This window comes from Leptospiraceae bacterium, assembly GCA_024233835.1.
Classification (GTDB): domain Bacteria; phylum Spirochaetota; class Leptospiria; order Leptospirales; family Leptospiraceae; genus JACKPC01.
In genome coordinates this window covers 191,833-217,918 of sequence record JACKPC010000007.1, presented here as the reverse complement: position 1 = coordinate 217,918, position 26,086 = coordinate 191,833, and the positions used below count along the sequence as shown (strand labels likewise).

General features: G+C 35.4%; 17 protein-coding genes and 1 pseudogene. 5 read left to right on the top strand and 13 right to left on the bottom strand.

Going from position 1 to position 26,086, the window contains the following annotated elements:
• Positions 1 to 3 precede the first annotated feature (3 nt).
• Both H7A25_25085 and H7A25_25080 read left to right on the top strand, forming a co-directional pair.
• Positions 4 to 1,665: an NADPH-dependent assimilatory sulfite reductase hemoprotein subunit gene (locus H7A25_25085; GenBank protein ID MCP5503196.1), complete on the top strand. Its 1,662-nt coding sequence runs from the start codon at positions 4 to 6 to the stop codon at positions 1,663 to 1,665.
• Positions 1,666 to 1,776: 111 nt separating this feature from the next.
• Positions 1,777 to 4,974, top strand: a complete 3,198-nt coding sequence (locus H7A25_25080; protein ID MCP5503195.1) for an SUMF1/EgtB/PvdO family nonheme iron enzyme — start codon at positions 1,777 to 1,779, stop codon at positions 4,972 to 4,974.
• A 13-nt stretch (positions 4,975 to 4,987) separates the two neighbouring features.
• Here the strand turns inward: H7A25_25080 and H7A25_25075 are convergent, their stop codons facing one another.
• The 11 genes and pseudogenes from H7A25_25075 to H7A25_25025 form a co-directional block, all read right to left on the bottom strand.
• The gene (locus H7A25_25075) at positions 4,988 to 6,370 is read right to left on the bottom strand and encodes an adenylate/guanylate cyclase domain-containing protein (protein MCP5503194.1); all 1,383 of its coding nucleotides are present in this window, start codon (positions 6,368 to 6,370) and stop codon (positions 4,988 to 4,990) included.
• Between the two features lie 14 nt (positions 6,371 to 6,384).
• Positions 6,385 to 7,833: a DASS family sodium-coupled anion symporter gene (locus H7A25_25070; protein MCP5503193.1), complete on the bottom strand. Its 1,449-nt coding sequence runs from the start codon at positions 7,831 to 7,833 to the stop codon at positions 6,385 to 6,387.
• Position 7,834: 1 nt separating this feature from the next.
• Positions 7,835 to 9,157 (bottom strand): TRAP transporter large permease subunit, encoded by a 1,323-nt coding sequence (locus H7A25_25065; protein MCP5503192.1) that lies wholly within the window; start codon positions 9,155 to 9,157, stop codon positions 7,835 to 7,837.
• The gene (locus H7A25_25060) at positions 9,154 to 9,702 is read right to left on the bottom strand and encodes a TRAP transporter small permease subunit (protein ID MCP5503191.1); all 549 of its coding nucleotides are present in this window, start codon (positions 9,700 to 9,702) and stop codon (positions 9,154 to 9,156) included. Before H7A25_25060 ends, H7A25_25065 begins: the two co-directional genes overlap by 4 nt.
• Positions 9,699 to 10,811 carry a TRAP transporter substrate-binding protein gene (locus tag H7A25_25055; protein ID MCP5503190.1) on the bottom strand — a complete coding sequence of 371 codons (1,113 nt, stop codon included), beginning with the start codon at positions 10,809 to 10,811 and terminating at the stop codon, positions 9,699 to 9,701. The genes H7A25_25060 and H7A25_25055 overlap by 4 nt, the downstream gene beginning before the upstream one ends.
• 250 nt (positions 10,812 to 11,061) lie before the next feature.
• The gene (locus H7A25_25050; protein MCP5503189.1) at positions 11,062 to 11,256 is read right to left on the bottom strand and encodes a pentapeptide repeat-containing protein; all 195 of its coding nucleotides are present in this window, start codon (positions 11,254 to 11,256) and stop codon (positions 11,062 to 11,064) included.
• 38 nt (positions 11,257 to 11,294) lie between these two features.
• Positions 11,295 to 12,002: a WG repeat-containing protein gene (locus tag H7A25_25045; GenBank protein ID MCP5503188.1), complete on the bottom strand. Its 708-nt coding sequence runs from the start codon at positions 12,000 to 12,002 to the stop codon at positions 11,295 to 11,297.
• A complete protein-coding gene (locus H7A25_25040; GenBank protein MCP5503187.1) occupies positions 11,993 to 12,958 on the bottom strand; it encodes a methyltransferase in 966 nt (321 codons plus the stop codon). Before H7A25_25040 ends, H7A25_25045 begins: the two co-directional genes overlap by 10 nt.
• Positions 12,946 to 13,587 (bottom strand): tyrosine-protein phosphatase, encoded by a 642-nt coding sequence (locus H7A25_25035; GenBank protein ID MCP5503186.1) that lies wholly within the window; start codon positions 13,585 to 13,587, stop codon positions 12,946 to 12,948. Before H7A25_25035 ends, H7A25_25040 begins: the two co-directional genes overlap by 13 nt.
• A pseudogene (locus H7A25_25030) lies at positions 13,584 to 15,904 on the bottom strand (glycosyltransferase). The gene H7A25_25035 and the pseudogene H7A25_25030 overlap by 4 nt, the downstream one beginning before the upstream one ends.
• A gap of 83 nt (positions 15,905 to 15,987) precedes the next feature.
• Positions 15,988 to 17,241, bottom strand: coding sequence for a hypothetical protein (locus tag H7A25_25025; GenBank protein MCP5503185.1), 1,254 nt, complete (start codon positions 17,239 to 17,241; stop codon positions 15,988 to 15,990).
• Positions 17,242 to 17,626: 385 nt separating this feature from the next.
• Between H7A25_25025 and H7A25_25020 the strand changes: the two genes are divergently transcribed.
• Positions 17,627 to 18,883 (top strand): hypothetical protein, encoded by a 1,257-nt coding sequence (locus H7A25_25020; GenBank protein ID MCP5503184.1) that lies wholly within the window; start codon positions 17,627 to 17,629, stop codon positions 18,881 to 18,883.
• A 126-nt stretch (positions 18,884 to 19,009) separates the two neighbouring features.
• On the opposite strand, the gene H7A25_25015 is transcribed toward H7A25_25020, so the two are convergent.
• Positions 19,010 to 20,731 (bottom strand): hypothetical protein, encoded by a 1,722-nt coding sequence (locus tag H7A25_25015; protein ID MCP5503183.1) that lies wholly within the window; start codon positions 20,729 to 20,731, stop codon positions 19,010 to 19,012.
• Positions 20,732 to 20,844: 113 nt separating this feature from the next.
• Between H7A25_25015 and H7A25_25010 the strand changes: the two genes are divergently transcribed.
• Together H7A25_25010 and H7A25_25005 are read left to right on the top strand one after the other, a co-directional pair.
• Positions 20,845 to 21,609, top strand: coding sequence for an MBL fold metallo-hydrolase (locus H7A25_25010; GenBank protein ID MCP5503182.1), 765 nt, complete (start codon positions 20,845 to 20,847; stop codon positions 21,607 to 21,609).
• Positions 21,610 to 21,656: 47 nt separating this feature from the next.
• Positions 21,657 to 23,927 carry a SpoIIE family protein phosphatase gene (locus H7A25_25005; protein MCP5503181.1) on the top strand — a complete coding sequence of 757 codons (2,271 nt, stop codon included), beginning with the start codon at positions 21,657 to 21,659 and terminating at the stop codon, positions 23,925 to 23,927.
• Positions 23,928 to 23,932: 5 nt separating this feature from the next.
• Here the strand turns inward: H7A25_25005 and H7A25_25000 are convergent, their stop codons facing one another.
• Positions 23,933 to 26,086: a penicillin acylase family protein gene (locus tag H7A25_25000; protein MCP5503180.1), complete on the bottom strand. Its 2,154-nt coding sequence runs from the start codon at positions 26,084 to 26,086 to the stop codon at positions 23,933 to 23,935.

Genomic DNA, 26,086 nt, shown 5'->3' with positions numbered 1-26,086 from the left:
AGGATTTTAATGTCACAGGAATTGGAACAAGTAGAGATTATTAAGCAGGAATCTAAACAGTTACGGGGAACTATCGCAGAAACACTCAAGACTGATTCGGATGGATTTGAAGAAGAAGATAAGCAACTCTTAAAGTTTCACGGCTTATATCAGCAAAAACTTAGGGGAAATGATATTCCTCCTGAAAAGAAAATTTTTACCTTCATGATACGAGGAAGAATACCCGGAGGTCGGCTGAGCTCTGAACAATATCTTGTCTGGGATGAATTGGCGGATAAATATGCCGGTTCTGCTATTCGACTGACGACCCGACAAAGCCTGCAATTACACGGTCTTCTAAAAGGAAATTTAAAGAGTGTAATGCAAACTCTGCATAGCATATCTCAGTCTTCCATGGGTGCCTGTGGTGATGTGGTGCGAAATGTAACTCAGGCCATGAATCCTCTCGGAAAAAAGCGTCTTTTTCAACTCGATGAAGTGGCAGAAACCTTATCTGATCATTTTAAATACAAGACGAGAGCCTATGCAGAAATATGGTTGGATGAAGAAGAGTTAAAGTTGGAAACAGAAGAGCCTATATATGGAAAATCTTATTTACCCAGAAAATTTAAGATAGCCGTTACAGAAGTAGGGGATAACACAATAGATATTTATACCAATGATATGGCATTTGCTGCAAGCTACTCTCCTGATGAGACAATAGATGGATTCCACGTTTTTGCAGGTGGAGGACTCGGTATGACCCATAAAAAACCCCAGACCTTTCCCCGAAAAGCTGATTATATTGGATGGATACAAAAAAAGGATCTCCTAAGTGTTTCCGAAGCTATTGTTAAAGTTCACAGGGACTACGGAGATAGAACAAACCGAAAACACGCTCGTTTAAAATATGTTTTGCATGATAAAGGACTCAATTGGTTTCGCACAGAAGTTGAGAATCAAAGCGGTGTTAAATTTGAACAAAAAGAACTTCCTGCATGGAATAGTCCTTCCTACCTCGGTTGGCAGGAAAGTGAAAACGGAACTTACTCTCTCGGTTTCCACATTCTTTCCGGAAGAATTAAAGATTTTCCGAATATTCCTTTAAAAACGACCTTAAAAGAAATTATTTCTGAATATAAGTTGGACGTTCAGGTGAGTCCGGATCAGGATCTACTTTTATTAAATATACCGAAACAAGCTAAGGTTAAAATTGAAGACTATTTGCAGAAGAAAAATGTAAATCCCTATAGCCCTTCTCCTTTACACGACAGGGCCCTTGCCTGCCCGGCACTCCCTACCTGTAGCCTGGCTCTAACCGAAAGTGAAAGGTTTTTACCTGAAGTTTTAGAAAATGTGAATGCTCTCTTAGAGAAACATTCCTTAAAAAAAAGAGCTCCTCTACTTAGAATGACAGGTTGTCCGAATGGTTGTGCCAGACCCTATACAGCAGAAATTGGGCTTGTAGGTCAACAGAGTGGTGGAAAATATGCAGTCTTTATCGGAGGGGATGCGGAAGGCACAAGGATCGCTACCCAGATAGCCGAAAAAGCAAACCTTGAGTCCATAAAAGAAATTTTAGATAAACTTTTTTCCGAGTGGAAAGCTTCGGGAATAAAAGATGAACGATTTGGAAATTTTATAAACCGAATTGGTTTTGAAAAAGTTACTACCCTTCTTGGCTAAGGCAAAGCAAGCGAGTCTTTCAATGGCTCGCTAATACTTCCGGTTTTTTTATTTCTTTTTTTAGAATTTATTCTAATTGACTTTTCCATTAAAGCATATATATAGAAAGCCATGCCAGCCCTACAAAAAGAAATAGCTTTATGGGGAGAAATCCTTGGTATGGAATTTACCTTCGTTCCTGCCGGAACTTACAGACTTGGAAAAACACAGGAAGCTTCTTTGCTTTTTACAGATCAGTACGACTACTATACCTATCTTGAGGATAAAAGAATTTCAACCGAAGGATTCTATATCAGTAGAACCCTTCTTCATTTGAGTCATTGGAAACATATTTTACAATCAAAATATAGTAAAGAAATAAAAAAACTTATACCTGAAGAGGAATTGGAAGCCTATCAATATAATTATATCCGGGAGCTAAGCTATGGAATTCACCGGGGTTGGAGAAAAGTTCTTAAAGATAAAATTGAAGAAGATCCCATTTTAACATTTAGCTATGATTTAGCCCACTTATTTGCAAAGCAATTTGGTTTAAAACTTCCTTCCGCAGAAGAGTGGGAAATTGCATTAAGAGGCGAGAAATCTTACCTATACCCTGATTCGGATACATTAGATAAATTTGAATTTACAATAGAAACTTATCCTTACTCTTACTACTGGGAAGACCCGGAAAGTACTATGGGTTATAGGGATTCGGGTACAGTTAAAGGGAATAAAAACCGAATTATCTCTTTTGGGAAATACGAAGGTTTTATAAGTAAAAACGGTTTGCAGGATCTTTTCATTTACGGAGGGGAATGGAATTATTTAGAAGAGGCTGGAATTTATCGTTCCATTTCTGATGTGGGTAATGCAAGCAGCGGATGGAATCTTTCTGATGATCCCTATGAATCAGAAGCACTGCACAGGACAAATCATCGGGCCTTTTCCTTACCACCCCTTTTTGCCTACAGCACAACAAGAAATTACCGGGTAGCCGGTTTTCGACTTTTAATTCCTTATAAAAAGGAGCTTACCCGGAATATTATAAAAGAGGAAGCCGGACCAAAGACCGATTGGAAACTATATGCGTTTTTAGGAGAGCCAATTGATAGAGTATTAGAATATTTAGGAAAAGAAGAATACCAGGATAGCTTTGATGCGAGCACCGGTGCTTCAGTATCCTATTCTTGCACATACTATTATTATAAGAAAGGAATGGTTCTCGAAGCCAATGTGCGGTTTGGAAAAATGTTTCGAGCGAGTCCATCAGCAAAAGTCTTGCGTTTTCAAAAACTGATTTTAAAATCTTTTCAAGCCCGGAGATTAGAAGAAAAGCATCATTTTGATCCTTACCAGGTAGAGGTTTTTCCCGGAATCAAAATAGGGGAAACTATAACTAAAAAACAAATTAAGAAGAAAGAAAAGTTAGAAAAAAAATATGGACTTACACTTATGCTGATAGTAAAAGATGAGATTCTTTCGGAAGTTCATATTCATCCTGATTATAAGAACTTAGAAAAATTAAACCGGCTTAAGTACAGAGAAAAAACCTTAGAAAAAGAACAGATACAAATTCTGGAACAAAAAAACCTGAGCGGACACCAGAGCCAAATTAATGGTCTTTTGGAATTGAAAGATAAAAAATTGCTTATAAGTATCTCCTTTGATTCGAGTATTTGCCTCTGGGATATGGACACAAATAAACTTATCAAGAAAATAGAACATAAGGAATACCATGCTCCTTATACCTGCATCTCTCATAGTTGCAAAGAGAATGAAATACTTCTGGGTGATAAAAAAGGAAATGTAGAAATTTTTCAAATCCTAAATGAAACTTTTACAACTTTTTCTATACATAAAGATGAAGTCTTTCAGATTATCCCTCTAAGTGAAAAAAGAATTTGTTCCTCCTCAAAAGATTCAACAATTCAAGTATATGATCTGGATTCAAAACAGCTAATATATAGTTTTCAGGGAAATTATATTTATGATAACTATCCTTTTGCTGTAAATAAATCCCAACAGGATCTATTTTGTTCTTCGACTGCGAAAATATATTGCCTGAATAGTGGTAAAGTAAAAGAAGAGTTTGAGTCTATTATACCCGCTTATGGTATTAAGAGTTTAGAATATTTTAGCAATCAGAATTATTTACTGATAGGATACGATAGTAAATTTATAGTACTGGAACTTGATACAAAAAAGATTATACTTGAGTATAAATATCCAGGCTTTTCTTTTGGTCGGGGTCTAATTCTTTCCTTAATTAAGGGAAATAGTGAAATTCTTCTTGCCGGCAATAATCTCTTAGAATTCAGAGACACAAAAACAGCAGAACTTATCCTGGGTTTTAAAAAATTTCCAACAATTGCGGTTGCTGCTTTATATTCAGAATGGAAAGAAAAAATATATGCCGGAAGCTATGATGGAAGTATTCTCGTTATGAATCCGGAGACTGAGCGATTAGAACATAGGCTCGGAGGACAAAAGTCTCTTATTTATTCAGTAGCGGTTATGGAAAATGAAATCCTATCCGGCGATAGCGAAGGCTATGTGTTCTTTTGGGATAAAAATACTCTTGAGCAAAAACGTATAGAATCCTACCATACAAGTTCCATTACATCTATCCAAATATCTCATGATAAGAAAATTCTAAGTACAGCCTGGGATGGCCGGATTCGAATTTGGAAAGATAATCAGCTCATCTGGGAATATAAGGACAGGGATTGGATCGTATCCTGTGCTTATACAAATAAGGAGAACTCCATCCTTTATTCTACAAAAGAGGGAAAAATAGCCTGTCTTGACATTCAAACCAAAAAAGTATTATATAGTTGGAATATAGGAAGGAAAGAGTATTCTGAGAATTTTCAGGGACTTTGTATCTCAACTGATAAAGAATTTTTTGCATATTGGAATGAAAAAGAAATTTATATACATTCAGTAGCAGATGTGTATACAAAAGATACCCTGAGTTTAAAAGAAGCAGTGCGGGCTCTTTCTTTTTCTTCAGATGATAATATTCTGATAGGTGCTGGCTACAGGGGAGAGCTATACCGTATAGATATAAAAACAAAGCAAATTCAGACTTTCAGACAGGCTGAAATGGATGAGATAAGCCATATTCTTATTAATAAATCCTATATGCTTTGCACCGGTAAAGAAGAAGCCCTGAGTATATGGGATCATAAAAATATGCAATACCTCGGTTCTGTAAAAAATCATTCCGGCGGGATTAGTCCGGCCTGCTTTATTACTGATGATGCATTTGTTGTAGCCGGCTCTGCAGGAACATTAAGAACTTTTAAAATAACAAGATATACATAGTAGAAAAATTAAACTAAGAAAAGGATTTATACAATTTCCAGAAATTCTGATTCGGAACCCTGATACCTTCCACTTCGTTGGAGAGTTCCTCCCGGAGATTCTCTAAAAAATACATATCTACATCGCCTTTGTTTTTTGCCTTTACTTTTCCTCTGTAAGAACAATGGAAAAAGGGTTTCACCTGCTCATAGGTTGCCCGGGAGATATTAATCTTGCCGGGTTCCCCGCTTGATTCCATTCTACTCGCTATATTCACCGTGTCTCCCCAGATATCATAGGTGTATTTTTTTAAGCCCACCACACCGGCACTCACATTGCCTGTGTTTATTCCTATTCGCAGTTCCCAGTAAGGAAGATTTAGCTTGAGACGAAGTTCTTTGATTCGATTCATAATCTCCCGCATCTCTATGGCTGCAAGACAGGCATCGACAACGTGTGTAGGGTTGACTTCGGGTAAACCACCGGCAAACATATAAGCATCGCCTATGGTTTTAATCTTTTCCATTTTGTGGCGTACCAAAATTTCATCAAACTGAGTAAAGTAAGCATCAAGTTCCCTTACCAAATTTTTTACCGGCATACTTTCTACTATCTTTGTAAAACCTACAAAATCAGTAAACACCACAGTTACCTGTTCGTAAAAAACCGATTCTACTTTACCTGTATTTTTTAACTCATTAGCAATTTTTTGAGGAAGTATATTTAAAAGGAGTCTCTCTGTTTTTTCCTTTTCCTGCTCTAAAAGTTCCTGACTTACATGGGTTTGATTCCAGGAGTAGTAACTATAAGCAAATAGAGATATACTGATAATTAAAACAACGATATTATTTGTAATTTTGTCCAAGTGTTCAGGGACGGGCAGGAAAGGTTTATGCGTAAGAAAAAAATAATTAACCAGAAGTATTTCGATAAATGAATATATGCTTCCTATCAGGATAAGGTGTATATTTTTTTTATCAAAGCAGAAGAAAGGTAGGGGTAGAAGGACATAAAAATAAAGATGATAACCCGCTTTCTCTCCCTGCAATAGGCTGTAGTAAACAATTAGTAAACCTCCGAGTAAATGGGAAATGGACATGAAAAGGGTATTTTTTCCCAGTAGGTTTTTTAAAAAAAAGAAGATCAGGATCAAAAAGAAAAAGAGTGTAACGGGAATCAAATAAAAAATAAGATATTTAGAATATATGAAATGATTTATATTTATCAGATAGAGATAGTAATAGAAAACAGCTATGCAAAATACTGCCAGGATAATATCGATTATGAAGAGAAGTTGATTGGATATGATATTATATTTCTTTTCTGAGTGATGAGTATAATGCTCATTTCCGAAATGACTGTATTTTTCCCAGAATTCTAAAAAAAAGTGAAAATAGTTCAGTGTCTTATGCTTCATGATCTTGTCCAATATTAAATTCCGAAAACCGGTTTGATAAGTAAGAAAGTAATAGCTGTAATTATAATTATAAATAAGATATTTAACCAAAACCCTGCCCGCATCATTTCCGGGATACTAAACATTCCGCTTCCATAAACAATGGCGTTCGGCGGAGTAGCAATCGGCATCATAAAAGCACAGCTTGCCGAAAAGGTTGCCGGAATCGCTAAGAGTAGAGGATTTACGTGAATTCCGAGAGCTACCGAACTTAAAACCGGTAAAAACGCGGCGACTGTCGCCGTATTACTGCTGAGTTCAGTAAGGAAGACTATCAGAGTTGTAACAGCAGCAACAATAACAAGGGGAGGAAAATCTTTCAATACAATTGTCTTCTCTCCTATAAACGAGGCAAGTCCTGTAGTTTCCACCGCATAGGCAAAGCTTAAACCCCCACCAAAAAGTAAAAGCACATCCCAGGGAATGCCCCTTGCTGTTTTCCAGTCAAGAAGGAATTCTCCACTTTGCAAGTTTATCGGTATAGAAAAAAGAACGAGAGAAGAAAGTAGCATAATCGAAGAGTCATTCAGACCTGGGATAAGTTTTTGAAGACTGGTTCGAAAGATAAGAAGAATCGCCGTTATTACGAAGACGAGGAAGATAAGCTTTTCCGGTTTAGAAATTTTTCCTAATTTCAAAAATTCCTTTTCTATGATTTCCTTTCCGCCCGGAATTTCCGGTAAGCGTACAGGAAAAATGAAGCGAGTTAATAATTGATAACAAAGCGGTAAGGAAATAACTACAAGAGGAGTTCCTACCATCATCCACCTGGCAAAACTGATGTCGATTCCCCGATTTGCAAAATAGCTCACCATAAGAGCATTGGGAGGGGTTCCGATAATGGTTCCGATTCCTCCTATATTCGCTCCATAAGCAATCGATAGTAAAAGACAAATTGCAAAATTTCGAATATTCGATTTTTCCTCGTTTGCGAGCTGTTGCTGTATAAGTTCGATAATAGAAAGACCCATAGGAAGCATCATAATTGCTGTTGCTGTATTACTTACCCACATACTCAAAAAAGCAGAGGAATACATAAAGCCTGCGATAATTCGTCTCGGCTTTGTTCCTATCCAGTGTATTATATACAGTCCTATACGTTTATGCAGGTTCCATTTTTCCATAGCCAGGGCGAGTAGAAAACCACCTAAGAAAAGATAGATAGGCGGGCTGGCATAAGGTGCTGCTATTTTATCAATTTTATCAACTCCTAATACAGGTAAAACTATAAGGGGGATTAAAGCCGTAACGGCTATCGGAACCGGCTCAGTTATCCACCAGCTCACCATTAGGACTCCTGTAGCTGCTGTGTACCAGGCAGAAGGTTTTAAACCTTCTGCTGGAGTCAAAAAAAGCATAAGGATAAAGAAAAATGGACCGACAAAAAAACCAATTTTTTTCCGCAATGAAAATGCTGGATTCATCTTAAACTCCTCCGAATTTTATAATTCCCGGAAATAATATTAAAACTCCGAGTGTAAAAATTTGTATAAGTAAAAAAGGTACAACCCCCCTGTAGATGTCTGAAGTCTTTATGCTTTCGGGTGCTACTCCTCTCAAATAAAATAGGGAAAAACCAAAAGGAGGTGTTAAAAAAGAAGTTTGTAGGTTCATAGCAATTAATACAGCATACCAGCCGAGGTCAATCCCTATTTTTTTTGCAGCAGGAACGAGAAGAGGGACGAGAATAAATACAATTTCAAAGAAATCGATAAAGAAGCCGAGTAAGAAAATAAGTAAATTCGAAAATACTAAAAAACCAATTTTACCCCCGGGGAGATTGAGTAACAGATCCTGAACCCATAGGTCCCCATCGAGACAGCGAAATACCAGGGAAAATGCAGTAGAGCCTATAAGTAGAAAAAGAATCATTACCGTAAGCCTCATAGTTTCATTCATACTCTGCTTTAAATTGGCTAACTTGAGGCTTCTATTCATAAGAGCAAGGATGATAGCCCCTAAAGCACCTAAAGCTCCGGCTTCTGTAGGGGTAGCCAGACCGACAAAAACTCCACCCAAGACTAAAACAATTAAGAGAAGGGGAGGAAGCATTACAAATGCGGTTTTCTTTAATAAAAGGGGAAGGGGGATTTGTCTTTCACTCTTAGGAAGAGCCGGTGCTTTAGAGGGTGAAAAAAAAGCGATACCCAGAATATATAGAATATATAAAAAAGCTAAGATTAAACCTGGAACAATAGCTGCGGCAAATAGATCACCAACAGAGATTCCCATTTGGTCTCCTAAAACAATTAAAACCACACTCGGAGGAATAATCTGGCCCAGGGTTCCGGAGGCTGCAATAATTCCGCTTGCTAATTCCTTGGAATAGCCGTATTTCAGCATGACAGGAAGAGAAATCATTCCCATAGCCACAACCGAAGCACCTACTACACCTGTAGCTGCTGCCAATAAAATTCCTACGAAAATCACGGCGAGTGCGAGACCGCCCCGTAAAGGGCCGAATAAGAGTCCGATGGTTTTTAAAAGACCTTCTGCCAATTTTGATTTTTCTAATATGATTCCCATGAAGATGAAGAATGGAACTGCAAGCAAAATGTAATTAGACATGATTCCGAAAGAGCGTTCGGTAATAGCCATAAACAGTTTCGGATTAAAATAACCCAAAATAGAAGAAAAAAAACCAAAAATTACTGCAATTCCGCCCAGAGAAAAGGCGACCGGGTAGCCTGTAAAAATCAGGGCTAAAAGGCTTAAGAACATCAGAGGAGCAAGCCATTCGAAAATCATACATGTCCTCCCTGTTCTTCTTTTTTATATTTTTTTTCTTTTATAGAATAGTATCCTTTTATCGTTTGCGAAAGTCCCTGTAAAAAGAGAAGCAAGAAAGATAGGGGGAGTAGGGTTTTAACCGGATAGCGGGGAAGTCCACCGGGATCGGGAGAGAGTTCCCAGACTTTCCAGGAGTTTATAACCGCAGGTAAAGATGCGACAAAAAGAGTTAAACAAAAAGGCAGGAGTAAAAAAAGATTTCCGTAGAAGTTTATTTTTTCCTTTTTTTCTGGAGAAAACTTTTCATAAAAAACATCTACTCGAACATGAACATTGTGCTTGAGCCCGTATGCGGCTGCCAACAAAAACAAAGCGCTAAAAAAATACCATTGAATTTCTAAGAGAGAATTGGAACTTAAATTTACCTGTAAGTATTTACTTAAGAACCTTGCAATAGCATTATAAGCCCCTACAAGCACCATAAAGAGGGAAAGCCATTGCAGCACGGTTCCGGCTTTTTCATTGAGACTTTCAATTGCATCGGAAATTCTTTTTAAACTCATTTTGATTCACCGTAAGCAAAATTTGCATAAGAAGTTTCACTTTTATTAAACCATTTAAAGCTAGCTTCTCGAAAGTTTTTCCAGGAAAGATAAATTTTTTTATAGGCTGCATCTTTAGCTGCATTTTCTTCCATTATTTCAAAAGCCTTTTTTCTGGCTTCTATTAAAATGTCTTTAGAAAACTCCCGAAGTTGAACTCCTTTTCTTAGAAGACTCTCCAGTGCAATCGGATTAAGGTAGTCATAGTTTGCCATCATCTGTATGTTGGCTTCTGTAGCCGAGAGTTTTATTATTTCCTTATATATCTCAGGAAGTGTTTTCCATTCTTCTGTATTAATATAAAACGAAATTTGTGCTGATGGTTCCCAGAAGCCCGGATAGTAGTAATACTTTGCTACCTTGTAAAAACCTAATTTTTCATCGTCATGAGGGCCTACCCATTCGGTGGCATCGATGGCTCCTCTCTCCAGGGCAGGATAAATGTCACCTCCTGCCAGTACCTGAACATTGACTTCGAGTCGATTCATTACCTGTCCCCCCAGTCCCGGAATCCGCATTTTGATTCCTTTTAGCTCGGAAAGATTTTTTACTTCGTTTCGAAACCATCCCCCCATTTGTGTTCCTGTGTTTCCACCGGGAAGGCTGAGTATATTAAAGTCCGAAAAAATAGAAGCTAAGAGTTCTTTCCCTCCACCAAATTCTTGCCAGGCATTCTGCTGTCTGCTTGTTAAACCGAAAGGTACTCCGCAATCGAAAGCTAAAGCCGGGTTTTTTCCGGTGAAGTAATAGCTTGCAGAATGACCCATTTGAATCGTTCCGTTTTGGACTGCATCCAAAACTTGTAAGCCCGGTACGAGCTCACCTGCTGGAAAGACACGAATTTTAAAGCGTCCACCGGAAAGAAGTTTTACCTTCTCGGCAAAGACTTCCGCTGCGTTATAAATCGTGTCGATTCCCCTGGGAAAACTCGAAGCGATTCTCCAGACGAGATAGGGAAGTTTTTCCAGGTTTTCGATATTTGAGTAATTACGGGAGGGTTTACAGTCGGAGAGTCCTGTTCCGAGGGCGAGACCTGCGAATGAGTGTTTTAAAAAATCTTTTCGGTTCATTACCCGGAGGAAAATACAGGCTCTCTATAATTCAAGCAAAAAAAGAACTCACAAGACTTTTCCTTGAAAAGGTCTATCCTGAGAGCTAAACGGTCGCTTTTTATGCCGGATAGAATAAAAATAGTTTTATGAGAAATATTTAGGGAGGCTGAAAGTTGAGTTGAAAATAGAGAGGCTTTCTTCTTTGCGATAAATCTTTTTTTCTGCATATGTGGAGTTTTGTATATTTGAATATGTATATATTATGAAATTATTCAAATTTACAATCCAATAGTTGTCGATCCCTGCTTTTGCATAAATTCCTATTTTGCTTCTTCAAGAACGGCCCCTCAAGACATGCTCCTTCAAGGTATGCATCCCGAAAAATCACACCATTAAGATTTGCATTTCTAAGGTTATAATAACCATCTTTATTTCTTGGACAACTTTTTCCTATATCCGTCATAGTTATATAACGTTTTACTTTTGTCTTTATTGATTCCCCTATACTTCAAGAATTATCTTTCCTATTTCATCTATAAGAAATTTTTTATTATCAAAAGATTCCACTAATGAGAATCCATTATAAAAAGGTTCGATATTTAAATATCTTTCTTTATATAATGGAACTCCATTCAGGTCAATATGATGCCAGCCATCAAAATCTTTTGCAGTAGCAAAACCTTTATGATATACTCCTAAATCTATAAATTCCTTCTCATTTAATCGTTCGCCTTTTTTATCAATGTGAACAAATTGCCCCGTTTGCAAGCGAACACAGGCATAATTATCCTTGAAATCACCTGCGTATTTATATTTTTTCTCATATATTTTATTTCCTTCTAAATCAATGTGGAAATAATTATTTTCTTTATCCCTGACTGTACATAATTTTTCTTGAAAATTTCCACACCATTTATAATTATCTTCATAAACTCTGTTTCCATTTTCATCTATATGAAACCAGTTTAAATCATCTACAACCGAAGCCCTATTATAATAATATCCAAAAACCCTTGTATATTTTTTATTATATATTTGATTTCCAGTAGTATCTATATGGTACCAACCATTCTCATCTAAAACAGCAGCAATTCCCGGAGGGTGAAACTTTAAAGCCTGTTTATAAAATTTATTAAAAAGGGTTTCTCCTTTATATAGGAAATAAGTTTGATCTTCGGATAATTGAATATTAAAATATTTTAATGGCATATTAGTATTCTCTGTAGGTGATTTAAAGAAATGGTTTCTAAAATTTTAAAGTTATTTGAATGTAAAAGTTTTTGATATTCTGATAAAGTTCTTTCATGACTTTCACAAATGCCTAACATGTTTAAGCATAACAAATGTGCCGTATTTTCATTTTGCAATATTTCTATCACGTATAATCTTCCATTTTCATTCAAAGCTGAACGACAATTAGATAATATAGTATTTGCTCTTTTATCATTCCAATCATGAAGAACTCTACTTAGAATAATGGCGTCAGTTTTAAACGGTAGTTTTTCAAAAAAATTTCCCGATAAAATAGTATATGGTTTTGTTGAAGGAGTATTTATAATATTCACAACGTTCTCTAAGTCAAAAAGAATACATGAAGTATTTTTATATTTCAGGGCAATTGGTTCAATTAAGGTTCCAACACCTCCACCAACATCTGCGATAGATTTATGAATAGAAAAATCAATTTTCGCAGCAAGATTAAAATAATCATCTTTTGCATAATCTCTCATTGCAAGATGATAATTCTTTAATTTATCCGGGTGTGATTCCAGATAATCAAAGAAAGGTTTTCCATAAATATTTTCAAAACTTGGTTTTCCTGTTTTAAGAGTATAGTCAATATTTTCCCATGCTTTTAAGTGTTCCTCCCCCCACAATATACATGCATTTTTTAAACTTTCCGGGTGACTCTCTGTTAGTAGAAGACCTTTTTCCGTTAGAGATAAAATATTATTTATCTCACTTACATATTTTTCTTCTATTAAAAACATTATCAAGTGAGACATTGCTTTATGGTTGACTTTTAATAAAGTTATTATTTCAGAAATAGTTTTATTTTTTTCTTCTATAATATCGAAGAGATCTAATTGGCAGGCTTTTTGTAAGGCAAGAAAATACCAATAGGATGTAAAAATATTTTTTAATTCAGATTTTAATTCTTGCATAATAAATTTTTTAATTGTTGAATCTCTTCTTCAGTTAGCTTACAGCTTCTAAGATAGGATACAATTCCTCCAAATTTATCTACCAGATTAAAGACAATTTCCAAATAAGATGGATTACTGTCCATCTCGCTTGCTAAATAATCTAATAAAATTGTTTCTCTATCTGTCCCGATTAATAAACCCAGAAGAGCTATGATGATTCCTGTTCTATCTTTTCCGGCATGGCAGTGTATTGCAATTGCACCTTCTGAATCTAAAATTGTTTTCATTACTAACTTAATACTATTCTTACATTCTAACATAAAAAAATGGTAAGCTATTTCTGCATTTGTCCCGGTATTATAAGTGTTTTTAAATTCAATACTCTGGTTCCAGGGATCAAACGGACTTCTTACATAATGGATTTTTTGAATTGTATCCTGAGAGTAATAACTTTCATTTACTTCTCTATCAGCTCTTAAATCAATTATCGTTTTTATATTTTTTTGATGCAATAACTCAAGAAAGAATTTTTCTTTATCATAAAATGTCAATGATGATGTTCTAAAAATTTTATCTTTCACAGCAGTATTATGAAATTTTGAAAGATCCCTAAAATTTAATTTTTTGAAAATTTCAGTTTGTTTCATATGGGTTTTCTCATATTACATGTTTTGCATAAATTATAATTCTTATAATTCATTGCTAATTGTTGATATTCATTGCTTTCAATAACTTCGTTCAAAGTTTTATCCTGAATATTTCCAAAATCTCCCAGACTCTTTCTAAGTTCATCCGGTGCACAACAGGGCGATATTTTTCCTGTTGCTGAAATCCATATTTCTTGGTTTAAAAATGGGCATTCGTAATTTTCAGGAACTTCAGATTTTTCCTGTATTTTCAATGGGATAACATTTTCTAATAATATTTTCTTACCACTTTTTTTGAAGATATTTTTTTGTTCCATATGTGCTTCTTCTACATATTGGTTCCATTGATGAATGCTAGTAAAATCTTTCCTAAAAGATAAATCCTGTATTTCATTAAAATGTGCCCAAAGATGATGTCCCTTTATTCTATTGACTCCAATTTCACCCGCTAAATTTACAATATCTTTCAATTCGTGCATATTATTTTTTAAGAATGTAAGTTGTAAAGTGACTCTGCAAAAATTACCTGTATCTTTAAATATGTTGTCTCGAACTGTTATAAAAGTTTTTAGTTTATTGAGTGCTTTATTAAAGTCTTGCCCTACCATTATTGATTCAGCGGTTTCTTTGCTTGCTCCATTCCAGGAGATTTTTATATCCGATGTAATTGGACAAATCAACTCTGCCCAATCTTCCACTTTTCTTCTGGGAAAAGTTCCATTAGTTGTAAGATTTAATTTTATATTAGATTTATTACAGTAATCTAATATTCTATCAAAACTTTTATACAATAGAGGTTCGCCCATTGTTGAGGGTATTACTTCATGAACACCTAATTCTTTACCTTGAGAAAATATATTTTCCAACCACTCCGGAGGCATTACCCTTCTTTTTACTCCGGTAGTTCGATACAATTCTTCTTTATAATTACTATATTGACTATGCTCCTCACACATGATGCAGTGCAAGTTACAATCTTCAGGATTAGTATCTATAGTAATTCTCCAAAGTTTTGTTTTCATTTCAATAACTCTAAATATATTTTTTCAAGGTCTTCTATGTGTGTCATAATGTTTGGAATATGTTTATCCTCAGAATACAAATATCCTCCTGTAGATAATGCTTCTATTTTTTTGGGATGATCGATTAACAATTGCATCTGTTCTTTTAGACTCAATACATTTCTATGTTTAAAAAGAAGTCCATTTTTTCCATGTTGGATATGTTCCTTCATTCCACCAATATCTGCTGTAATCACACATACTCCGGCTTCTAAAGCTTCATGGATAACCAGTGGAGAATTTTCTACCCATATGGAAGGAACTATTATACAATCGACATGGTTAAATACATCTTCTACAATATTATCATTATTATATTCTTCTTTCCAAACAATATTTTTTTTCCTTTCCTCCGGTAATCGGTCACTAAGTTCTTTTAGAAAAGGTGTATATTCATTTCTATGTTTTCCCCAAATTAGAAGCTCTGATTTTCCATTTGTTTTTCCAAATGCTTCAATCAATTGGTGAATTCCTTTTGTTGGAATATGAGTTCCTATATAGCCAAATACAATATGGTTTTTTATATTTTTTCTTTTTCTACCCTGTAGTATCTCTGTATTAAAACCATAATCCAGAAATTTGATTTTATTTTTACTTATAAATTTACTTTGAGTAAATCTATCCATTAGATAACGGGAAGGGGCAATAAACAAATCTACCCTTGATGACATTTCTTGAACATGAGCCATTCTTTGTTTTACCCAGGACGACCAGTATTGTATGTCCTCCTTGCTTTTTACTCCACCTGATATGTATCTAGTATAGCATTTTTTTGCACAGATCATATCTTCCTGTTTTTCACAAAGTTGATATGGCTCTTTTTCACCAATATTAAATTGAATAAATTGTCCTCTGGGACACATTAACCAGTAGTCATGTAATGTAAATATTATAGGAATACTATACTGCTTGATAGCTTGTATGAGAGAAGTAGAAAGATGATTCAAATGTCCGATGTGCACAATATCAAATTTTTGTTTTTCTATCAGTCCGGCTACATATTTATCAACCTCTTCATGCTGGTATCTATCTTTTGAACGAACAATATTTATTAAATGAATTGGAATTTTCTTTTTTTTATAGAAATCAAGTTCTATCCTTGTGGAAAAATCAGGCTCGAAAGGATTTTCATATCTACTGAATACAGTAACATCATGGTTTTTTTCGAGTAAACCTCTTACAATGGAACGAGAATAAACTTCTGAACCGGCGTTATATCTTGGTGGATATCCATGTATTATTTTTAAAATACGCAAATCATTCTCCTGAAATTAAAAATGAGTAATTTTGGTCTACCGTTCTTGAACAGGGATGCTCAAGTTACCTTCTCCTAAAAACTTTAGGATTCAAATATTCCTCTTCGAATCTCAGGTAGAAGTTTTTTATATCCATCCAGAACACTATCCATGGTTTCGTGTCTTTCTTTCGGAGATGTATAAGCCTGTCTGTAAGGAGATTCTAATTCCTTTTCTATGAAATAGCTTTCGATAGTCGTAATGAGAAAGTGCAGATTGCGTTTGTGATACTTTACTTTCAAGAGAATTCTTACATATTGTCCGGTTATCAGCTTCTCCAAATCTTCGCAGGAATTATAGGCCAGTAGTAGTTTTTGTCGTCCGGGGCCGTATTCTCCGCATTTTAAAGAATGTTCAGAATCTCTTATTCTATGAATCAAGCGATAGTATTGAAACCATATTCTATATTGTAATGTATCGCTTTTTTCTGGCTTCATTAAATCGATATCTTTTTCTGAAATTTCTAATATACATTTTCTTTCTTTTTCTTCCAAATTTATAAAGGGAACTAAACTGTCGCCAATTAAATCTGAGCCATGTTTATATAAATGATACATTCTATAGTCGTTATATAACTCTTTATGCTTTTCAACTCGCTTTCCTACGGACTCCAGACAAAGCCCTGCTTCTGTCAAAGCATTTTTGATCCACTGCTGATAATTGCTAAAATTACTATTATCGTTTTCAAAAAAATATCCTGTATTTCGCAAAAAACCTACATAATTCAGATGAAAGCTCATTTTAAAAAAAGCATCGAAAATCTCATAGCGTTCTTTAATATTTTCATATATATTATGGAAGCGTTTATGACTTTTCAAGTTCTTAAACTTTTCTACAAAATACGCTTGATTATCTCTCAGTTCGGCCTTTAACTCCCCATATCTTTTCTTTTTTTCTTCCCTATTATATTCTTCATTAGAATACCGAAGTTCATAAAGTTCAATCCACCTTTCCCAAAATCCATCCTTCTTCATCAAGCTCATCTTAATAAGTTTGTAATACTTTTCAGCAAGCCTTGCGGAATTAAATGTTTCAAGTCTTGTTGTCATCCCAAGATCAAAGAACTGCTCATAAAAATTAGTTTCGATAAGCAGAAAAAAAACAGACTCTGAAAGTTTTTCTGAAAGTGTATTAAGTCTGTTAAAATGATCCTTAACCGTGCTTACAGTTAATCCTGACAACAAAGAAATCAGATCATATAAATCTTCGAGTTTCCGCCCCCTGTAATTCTTCCAGAAAGCTTTCAGGGGTTCCGCGTAAAATTCAAACCATAAATGTGCATTCTTACCATTTCTCATAATCCGAACCCTATTTTTATGTAGGATTTATACATAAAATTTTTTTCTAATAATTCCTCTTTTCTAATAGTTTTCATTTTTTTCCATAAAATATTTTATTTAAAGTATCTAAAATGATAAAATGTTATTAAGGAGAAATAAAATGGTCGGAGACCCAAATTTCGTAGTTGAACATACAGCCAGAATCGAGGAACTGCTCCCCTGAGTAAATGAAAGGATACTATCTTTATGTAGGATTTATACATAATTTCCTCCTGGGGAGATTTTCTTTTTGTCTATATTTCACATTCTTAATTGTCATCATCTCCTTACTCACTTTTATATGCCTAATCTAAGATTAACATAATGGAGTAAAAAGATGAAACAACTTTTCATAATACTGTTAATGACAACATTAATAAGTGTTTCAGGGTTTAATTGTAAACAGGATAAGAGCGACAATAAAGGTGAACAAATTGCTCTTCTGGCACTTGCTTCTCCCAAGGGAGATTCATGCAGCGGAGGGACAACATCTATAAACGGTAGCTGGGTTGCGACAGGAGGCACTTACGAAAAAAATGGAGTTAAAAGTGATATAAAGGTATATGGAACTTTTGTTGACACATATACATCTTCTTCTGTCTCTTCCATTGCTAATGGTATATTAGAAGTTGCTGGTTCTCCTATTGTGCAGGCTGCAAACTGTACAGCAAAATCCAATTACACTCTAGGTACAAGCAATTTATGCTCAACCGTCACATCAGTTTCCTGCTCAGGCTTGGGAGTCAATGTAGGGGATAAGATAAATTATACGTATTCTGTCAATGGAGATACGATGATGCAAAGCTATACAAAAGATGGAGTTTCTGTATCTATAACCTATAGTAAGTTTACTCAGTCCTCCCTTGTGGGTTCCTGGAAGGCCACGAGCGGTTATTACATTTCTCTTAATGGAAGCCGCTCCACACTTTCCTTAAGTGGAAACTTTATTACTTCTTACTCAAATGATGGAATTTTTGAAGTTGATAATGGTACAATCAAATCAGGTTCAACAACTCTATTGACATATACAAATTGTGGATATTACAGCAGCTACACGAGTGAATCCGGATATATTTCTTCGACATTAAAGTATAAAGTCTGTTCGGGCGATAGTGTAAATTATGTAGGTAAAACCAGTACCTACTCTTATATCGCAGAGACAAATCAACTACTAACTTCTTATAGTGATCCAGGCTCAGGAACAATTATCTTGATTTCTACCAAGCAAGCAAATCCTTTTACAGGAAAATGGAGTTTAAATAGTCTGAATGTTTCCGGTACTGGCAACTCAGCTTCCTATAGCGGTACATTTACAGAAGAATTTTCTGCTGATAATATCTCCAGTGCTTACTATAACGGAAGCTATACATACGTGGTTAATGGCAATACCATAAACTTAACATTTACAAGTTGTAGTAACAAAAGCCACGTTGCTTATGATGAAAGTAAATTATTTTATGTAACCCTGTCAAAAGCCGGGAATTGCAATGGAGACAGTAGTCTCGGCTTTGGAACTCTTTCGGCAGCACTGGGACAGGATTATACCGTCAGTGGTTCTCTATTCACGACAAGTGTGGATCTGGGTAGTGGAGTAATTTCAACCCAAACTCTAATTAAATAAGGTTTACTGTAAGCCTTCATTTTTCCTGAGGAGCAAGCGAGCCACCAATAGCTCGCCTGCGATTTATAAAATACTCCCGGCTTTTTTAAAGGGATACAAAAACACTCCTGATTATTTACAATTCGTCTAAAGTCCGTAACTCATTCCCGGTATTATATCTGTAAAAGAAGAGACAAATGTAGCATCAAGTTTGTTATTCCAAACAGTCTTGATTCTTAGCTTTCCGATTTTCTTCTTATCTTTTACTATGTAGACTATCTGTCCTTCTTTTAATTCTTTTGCTAATTTATTCGTACTTAAGTAATACAGATTATTCGAATAAGATAAAACTTCACCTAATAGTGGATAGTCATCTTTAACTTCTTCGACCTGTTTATTCGAATCAAGCCTTTTAATCAAAATATCAGCCTCACCTTTATAGGAGCCGATAGGAATGAGACCTTTGTAATAGTATTTTCCGTTTTTTTCTTTTATATTTTGTAACATCGCTGACTTGATTTCTTTTCCGGTCTTCGGATCTACAGCTATTGCTTTCAACTTCCAATCGGGACTATCTGCCAGATATTCCACCGGGTATTCTTTGCCACTTTCCCAAACGGGTGGTGATATCCCTTTGTTTTCTTCAGAAAGTTGAATATTTTGAGTAAATTCTCTTTTTTCTTCCCCAAATTCCTCTGTTATTTTTAGTGCAATTTCACCGGAACCACTTAAATTGATAGGAATGGAACGGTTTAAACTTGCACCGGGTGGAATGGGAAATTCAAAAACATTCAAACCATCATTACTGATGCAATCTGCCTGTTTGGATTCTATGGTATAACGCAATATGATTTCTTTATCACCTGTATTTTTTTTATCAATGTTTAAAAGTCCATATCCGCTGGTTTTATCTTCCAGGGAGAATGAAATGCCCTCCTGCCTTAAAATATATTGATAAGAGGTAGAGACGTGCAGGGTTGATTGGGGATTGATCATTCGGTTATTCCACCATTTTAAGACAGCCGAATCGCCTGTCACTTTAGAACTCTCATCTAATTCATAATCCCAATCACTTCGTATAGCTTTTGCCCAGTTTGCAAAAACGACTCTATCGGGAGGGGTAAGACCAGAACCAACCAGGGAATTGCGAAGGAATACAATATTGTTTTTATCATCAAAATTTTCCCAGATAGGACTTGAAATAGAAGTAAAATCCAGTTCGTGATCATAGATTACTCTCTTTTCTCTATCACTTCCCGGAATAGCAAAAGGAACACCATCATTATGCCCTGCATAAGTATCTAATAATATACGAATACTACATTGAATAGGGTTTTCTTCATAATTACTCACATCATAAACGAGGATAAAGTTATCTTTTTCAGGTTCTATTTCATGTATCCTCTGGGTAATTAGAATATTTCGATTCGGTATTTTGCCGCGAAAACTTACCTCTTTGTTTTTTTCTTCAATAGTTACATTGATTCCTTCTAAGGAATCAAAACGATAGTTTTTTCCATCAACCCGGATCGTTGTATAGGAAGTTCCTATACTATTTGAGCCTACAGCATTCGGATGACCGAATAATAAATCAGCTTTTCCGTTCTCATCTGTTGTGCCCATAGTAAATTGACCTACCGAATTAAAGGCAAACTCCATTTTTTTCCCTTTTAAAAAAATGGGTTTAGAAAAGATTCCGGAGAGATTCCGAATGATTCTTTCGCTGATGTGTTCCGTATGAAGACTGAGTTCAGTATCCGTACCGGTTTGAGAAACGGGAGTAGGAGAAGATGAAGCAGTTGTAGTAGCTTTACAACTATAAAATATAAGTAAAGCCGGTAAAAAATAGATCTGCAAGATTGAACGCATTGTATAACTCCGAAAATTCAGTATGTTTGTTTTTTTGAATAAAGCAAGTTTTTTTTATTTATTAATATATCCATCTTAAAAAACTATAAATCATTTTCAGGGATAAACATAATATGAAGATAAAATTTTTAGGCACGGGCACTTCTCACGGAGTCCCCCTGATTGCCTGTACCTGCAAAACTTGCAGTTCTGACAACCCAAAGAATACCCGCTATAGAACCTCTGTTTTTCTTGAAGTAGAAAATACTCATATTCTGATAGATACTCCACCCGAATTTCGATTGAGAGCTTTGGAATATGGAATTGAAAAAATAGATACCGTTTTATTTACCCATGCTCATTCGGATCATTGTTCGGGTCTCGATGATATCAGGAGGTTTAATGAAATCCAAAAGGCTTCTATTCCTATTTATGGAAATTCTGAAAGTCTTATTGATTTAAGAAAGCGCTTTCAGTATATTTTTGAACAAACACAGGAAGGAGGAGGAAAACCTAAAATTACTTTATCCTTGATTCAAAATGAACAGGAATTTTATCTGGGTTCACTCGCCATTCTTCCCCTTACCGTTTTACACGGAACTATTCCGGTTACAGCATTCCGGATTCAAAACTTTGCATATATGACCGATGTTTCGGAAATCCCCGATAGTGTTTTTCCCCTGTTGAAAGGGCTTGAAATCCTGGTTTTAGATGCCCTGCGTACTGAGCCCCATCCCACTCATTTCAATCTTTCTCAGGCAATTGAGGCCGCAATGAAGATCGGGGCAAAGAAAACCTATTTTACTCATATTTCACATCGATTGGAGCATGAAGAAACAGAGAAAAATCTTCCGGATGGAATGTTTATGGCCTATGATGGACTTGAATTAGAAATTTAGCCTTGACTTTTTAGGAAATACTATTACCTTCTTTTTAGTACATTACTATGAATCAGCAGATAGATGGCTATAAAAATGTCCTCTGGGAACTTACCTGGAAATTAGAATTGTTTACTCATATCGTTCCGGTCCCTATGGCAATTTATTTTTCGGGAGTAACGGGAAATCTTGTCGGCATTAAAGAAATTATGATGACCATCTTTACCGGAGGACTTGCCGGAACACTCATGGTCTTGATGGGTATTGCCTGGAGAACTTATATTTTAAAAAAACTTTTTCGTTCTTATGATGGTTTTTTAGAAAAGGGAGGTACGGAAAAAAAGATTTTAATGAAGTTAAAAACGAAGATTATTAACCATCCTTTCCATGAAGGACGGATGATAGTTTTTCGCTGGTGTTTTGGAGTACCCCTGACCCACATTTTGTTTATTCTCTTTTACAAGGTGAAACCGGAAGCACATCAAAGCATTCCATTTTTGTTACTGTATATAGTACCTGTATCATATATTTCTTATATTTTAATTTCTGAAAGAGTTCTTCAGAAAATTCTTACTAACGATAGTTTCAAAAACCTGCCTCCTTTAAAAAATAAAGCATTGAGTATGAACTATTTTAGAAGGTTGTTAATCTCTTTTCTATCGGTTGCTATCATGCCTTTTTGTGTTCTGGGCTATTTAATGTATGCAATGGATAAGGGCTTTCTAAAAGTTTCGCATCCATTCTTGCATATAGGAATTATTGGTGTAAGTATGTTTGTTCCTATCATGGTTGTCTCTTACGTAATGGCCGGTTCTCTACGAAGCGGCATAGATAAAGTTACTCACACTTTAAAACGAGTATCACTCGGAGACTTTTCAGAAAGACTGGCTGTAGCCTCTAACGATGAATTTGGAATGCAGGCCAAAACTCTGAATGATATCATACTTAAATTGAGCCAAATGTATACAGAGATTAAAGATTTGAACCAGAATCTGGAACGTAAAGTGGAGCAAAGAACGGCCGAATTAAAGGAATCATTAGAGCATGTAAAAAAGCTAAAATTCCAACAGGATGGAGATTATTTTCTAACTTCACTTCTTCTCAAACCCCTGGGAAAGAATGAAATCAAATCTGATAAAGTAAAAATAGATTTTCTGATTAAACAAAAAAAAGAATTCGAGTTTAAGAACCGCGTATTTGAGATCGGGGGAGATCTTTGTCTAAGTCATAGTATTAAGCTAAAAGGAAAACCCTATATCATTTTTATCAATGCTGATGCAATGGGAAAGTCCATACAGGGCGCAGGTGGAGCCATTGTTTTAGGTGCTGTATTTAAATCTATATTAGAAAGAAATAAAATACAGGATGAGGGAGAAAATATATACCCTGAGAGATGGTTAAAAAATGTATTTATAGAATTACACAGGGTTTTTGAAAGTTTCGAAGGATCTATGCTGGTTTCCCTTGTCTTCGGTTTAATAGATGAATCCAGCGGACTTATCTATTTTATAAATGCTGAACATCCCTGGATGGTTTTGTATAGAGATGCCCATGCCAGTTTTATCGAGAATGAATTAACCTTTCGAAAATTAGGAACTTCTATAGAAGAAGGTTTTATTTATATCCGAACCTTCCTGATGCAACCCGGAGACATTATGTTTGCCGGTTCAGACGGAAGGGATGATTTAAATCTTTCCAAATCTGTTTTTACCGAGGTTCGAAATATTAATGAAGACGAAAATTTATTTTTAAGTCTTGTAGAAAGAGCAGGAGGAGATATTCAAAAGCTATATAAGGAAATTCAAAATAAAGGTCAAATTACCGATGATTTATCTATCTTAAGAATATCTTATACACTTGATGCTGAGGAAACCTGCAACCAATCTGAAGAAGAAATTTCAAAAGAAATACTACATATGATGGAAAGTGCAGGGTTTGAGGAATTATCTGAGTATATAGAAGCACAACATGAATCAGAAGTAAAATGTGCAGAACTGTATAAATGTCTTTCTGAGGCATATAGTAAATTTAAAAAGTATAAAAATGCCTTACGGGCTGCTTTATTGTATGCAGAGAAAAAACCCTACAGCATACAGCCTTTAGATATGGTTGTAAGCTGCGCAGAAGCCTGTAAAAATTATTCTCTTGCGATTGAATTTGCAGATAGAATTCGGCTAAGACAACCAATGAATCTGGATAATTTATTTCTTCTTAGTTCTTTATACTTTAAAAATAAAAATGAAAAGAAGGCCAAAGGAATCGTTGAAGAAATACTGTTTTATGAGCCGCAAAACCCGAAAGCTTTGCGGTACGCAAACCGTTTGCATATAAAAATTTAAACCTTTTAAATTTTTAGTTCTTCGATGGTATAAGTTCCATTCAACCAGTTGAATATTCCATTTGCATAATGGGGAGAAAATCTTCTATCAGATACTCCACCTGCAATATTTGTATATATAGTAGGTTTTGCCATATCTGTAATGAAATGAATCGTTGGAAAAAAAGAAGTTTGTCTTCCGGCGGAGCGATAAATTTGGCCTTGAAATACGGAAGCTCTTCCACCCGGTAAATTATAAGGCCCTTTATCAAAACCCAAAAAGAGAGGGAGCTTACCACCTAAGAGAATATTTTTAAATATCAGCTTATTTTTTTCACCCCATTTTATTCGTTTTATGTCCTTGATCTTTTCAAAAGCTTCTCTATATAACTCTTCTCTTGTTTTTCCTTCAAACCAAACCGAATTTTCAGAAAGAAGAACTTTATCAAAATTTGCATAAAAATCAATAAACAGTCCGCTTTCTCCCTGTATATGAGCAATTGTTTCCGGACCCATTCCTCCATTTCCAAAAACTAATATATATAATTCCTTATAAAACTCTTCAAATAAATAAGCAGCTTCTGATTCGATTTCATACTGAAAATTCCAGCGAAGAAGAATCTGTGCATTTTCAGTATCTTTGTATTCTTCAAGAATTTTTTGAAGAACAATAAAAAATTTAACTGCCTGTACAGAAAAGGTATCATATTGCAATTTTTTCATGGTTTCTATAGTGCATTTTTTTTCAGAACCCAGAACCTCCGAAATTCTATCTGCACGATAAGAACCCATAGGAAGGTTTATAGGCATAATTTTTCCGTACATATTCAAATCATTATTAGCTGTTACAAAATATCCCTGTTTCGGATTATAGATAGAAGGTAATTGCTTCGGATTAACAAAACCATCCCAGTCGTTCTCTTTTTGCCAACCGGGAAGGGGAATAAAACCTCTCCAGGTTTTTTTTCGTTTCGGCATAAGGCCGGACATCTGGTAACCAATATTCCCTGCTACATCGGCTAATACAAAGTTCCAGGCAGTTTCCACAGTTCTTAAAACTTCCTGTCCTTCTTTAACTGTTTTAGAATGTAATATATTTCCTATATTATTAATTGTGTGAATACCGGATTCAGCACTTGACCAGCGTGTGCTAAGAAGATAGGACTCTTCTTTTGAATCCGGGTTACCGGAAAGAACTCCGTGATTGTTTTCATAAAAGGTGACATGATTAGCCTGTTTACCTTTTCTTTTTATGATTTCTTCTCTTTTTTTAAAAGGAATATAGCCCTCTTTTTCTCGGTAGTAATTTCCTTCGGAACATTTTTCTATCCAGGAATCTACCGAATCCATAAAAGTGTAAGTAACTCCCCAGCTTAAGTGCTTGGTCCTTCCGATAATAATTGCAGGTAAGCCCGGCACCATAGCACCTGCCACAAAATTATCCTTCCAAAAAGCTGTAATTTCATACCAGACATTCGGAAGTCGATTTACCTCCAGGTGAGGATCATTAGCTAAGATTGGAAATTTGGATTCAGTCCGTTTCCCGGAAACAACCCAGTTATTGGAAGCCATTAGCCGGGGAAGGCCTTTTTGCCAGAGACTGGATGGTTCTACAATTCTATGCTCTAATTTTATTTTTTTAATCAATTCAAAGTCTGCTTCATGTAAAAGATCCGGGAAAAGTTCCTGTAAGCGCTCTTTCTTGATACCGGCCTGTACCATTTCAATGAATAATTTTTCCATTTCTTCCTGGGAAGCAGCAAGACCGATGTAGCCCATCATCCGGGATAAGAGGACAGAATCTTTTATCTTCCAATCTTCATGTTTATATCCTAATAAATTTAACTCAAAAGGAAGAGATTGGGAGAATGCATCATTTATACCTTTACAATAGGCCTGTATTAGGGGAAGGACTTCCTGCTTAAGATCCGATTCTTGAAAGTTTACCTTTCCCCAGTTCATTCTTCTGAAGAAGAGATCTATTTTCAAGGATTCATCACTTGAATCTAAAAATTCGGAAAGCCTGCCCTGACCGAGAAGTCTCATCATTAACATTTGAAGACCCCTATCTTTTGCATTGCAATAGCCCAGAGCATAGTAAACATCCCTTTCTTCTTCTGCCTGGATGATAGGTTTTCCTGTTTTAGAGCGTTTTATTTGTATCTTATCTGACTTGAACAT

Excerpts from the sequence above, each read along its gene's own strand:
- H7A25_25015 (MCP5503183.1), bottom strand. The coding sequence starts at position 20,731 with ATGCGTTCAATCTTGCAGATCTATTTTTTACCGGCTTTACTTATATTT.
- H7A25_25075 (MCP5503194.1), bottom strand. The coding sequence starts at position 6,370 with ATGAAGCATAAGACACTGAACTATTTTCACTTTTTTTTAGAATTCTGG.
- H7A25_25045 (MCP5503188.1), bottom strand. The coding sequence starts at position 12,002 with ATGCCATTAAAATATTTTAATATTCAATTATCCGAAGATCAAACTTAT.
- H7A25_25025 (MCP5503185.1), bottom strand. The coding sequence starts at position 17,241 with ATGAGAAATGGTAAGAATGCACATTTATGGTTTGAATTTTACGCGGAA.
- H7A25_25050 (MCP5503189.1), bottom strand. The coding sequence starts at position 11,256 with ATGACGGATATAGGAAAAAGTTGTCCAAGAAATAAAGATGGTTATTAT.
- H7A25_25080 (MCP5503195.1), top strand. The coding sequence starts at position 1,777 with ATGCCAGCCCTACAAAAAGAAATAGCTTTATGGGGAGAAATCCTTGGT.
- H7A25_25040 (MCP5503187.1), bottom strand. The coding sequence starts at position 12,958 with ATGCAAGAATTAAAATCTGAATTAAAAAATATTTTTACATCCTATTGG.
- H7A25_25000 (MCP5503180.1), bottom strand. The coding sequence starts at position 26,086 with ATGTTCAAGTCAGATAAGATACAAATAAAACGCTCTAAAACAGGAAAA.
- H7A25_25060 (MCP5503191.1), bottom strand. The coding sequence starts at position 9,702 with ATGAGTTTAAAAAGAATTTCCGATGCAATTGAAAGTCTCAATGAAAAA.
- H7A25_25070 (MCP5503193.1), bottom strand. The coding sequence starts at position 7,833 with ATGAATCCAGCATTTTCATTGCGGAAAAAAATTGGTTTTTTTGTCGGT.
- H7A25_25035 (MCP5503186.1), bottom strand. The coding sequence starts at position 13,587 with ATGAAACAAACTGAAATTTTCAAAAAATTAAATTTTAGGGATCTTTCA.
- H7A25_25005 (MCP5503181.1), top strand. The coding sequence starts at position 21,657 with ATGAATCAGCAGATAGATGGCTATAAAAATGTCCTCTGGGAACTTACC.
- H7A25_25065 (MCP5503192.1), bottom strand. The coding sequence starts at position 9,157 with ATGATTTTCGAATGGCTTGCTCCTCTGATGTTCTTAAGCCTTTTAGCC.
- H7A25_25010 (MCP5503182.1), top strand. The coding sequence starts at position 20,845 with ATGAAGATAAAATTTTTAGGCACGGGCACTTCTCACGGAGTCCCCCTG.
- H7A25_25020 (MCP5503184.1), top strand. The coding sequence starts at position 17,627 with ATGACAACATTAATAAGTGTTTCAGGGTTTAATTGTAAACAGGATAAG.
- H7A25_25055 (MCP5503190.1), bottom strand. The coding sequence starts at position 10,811 with ATGAACCGAAAAGATTTTTTAAAACACTCATTCGCAGGTCTCGCCCTC.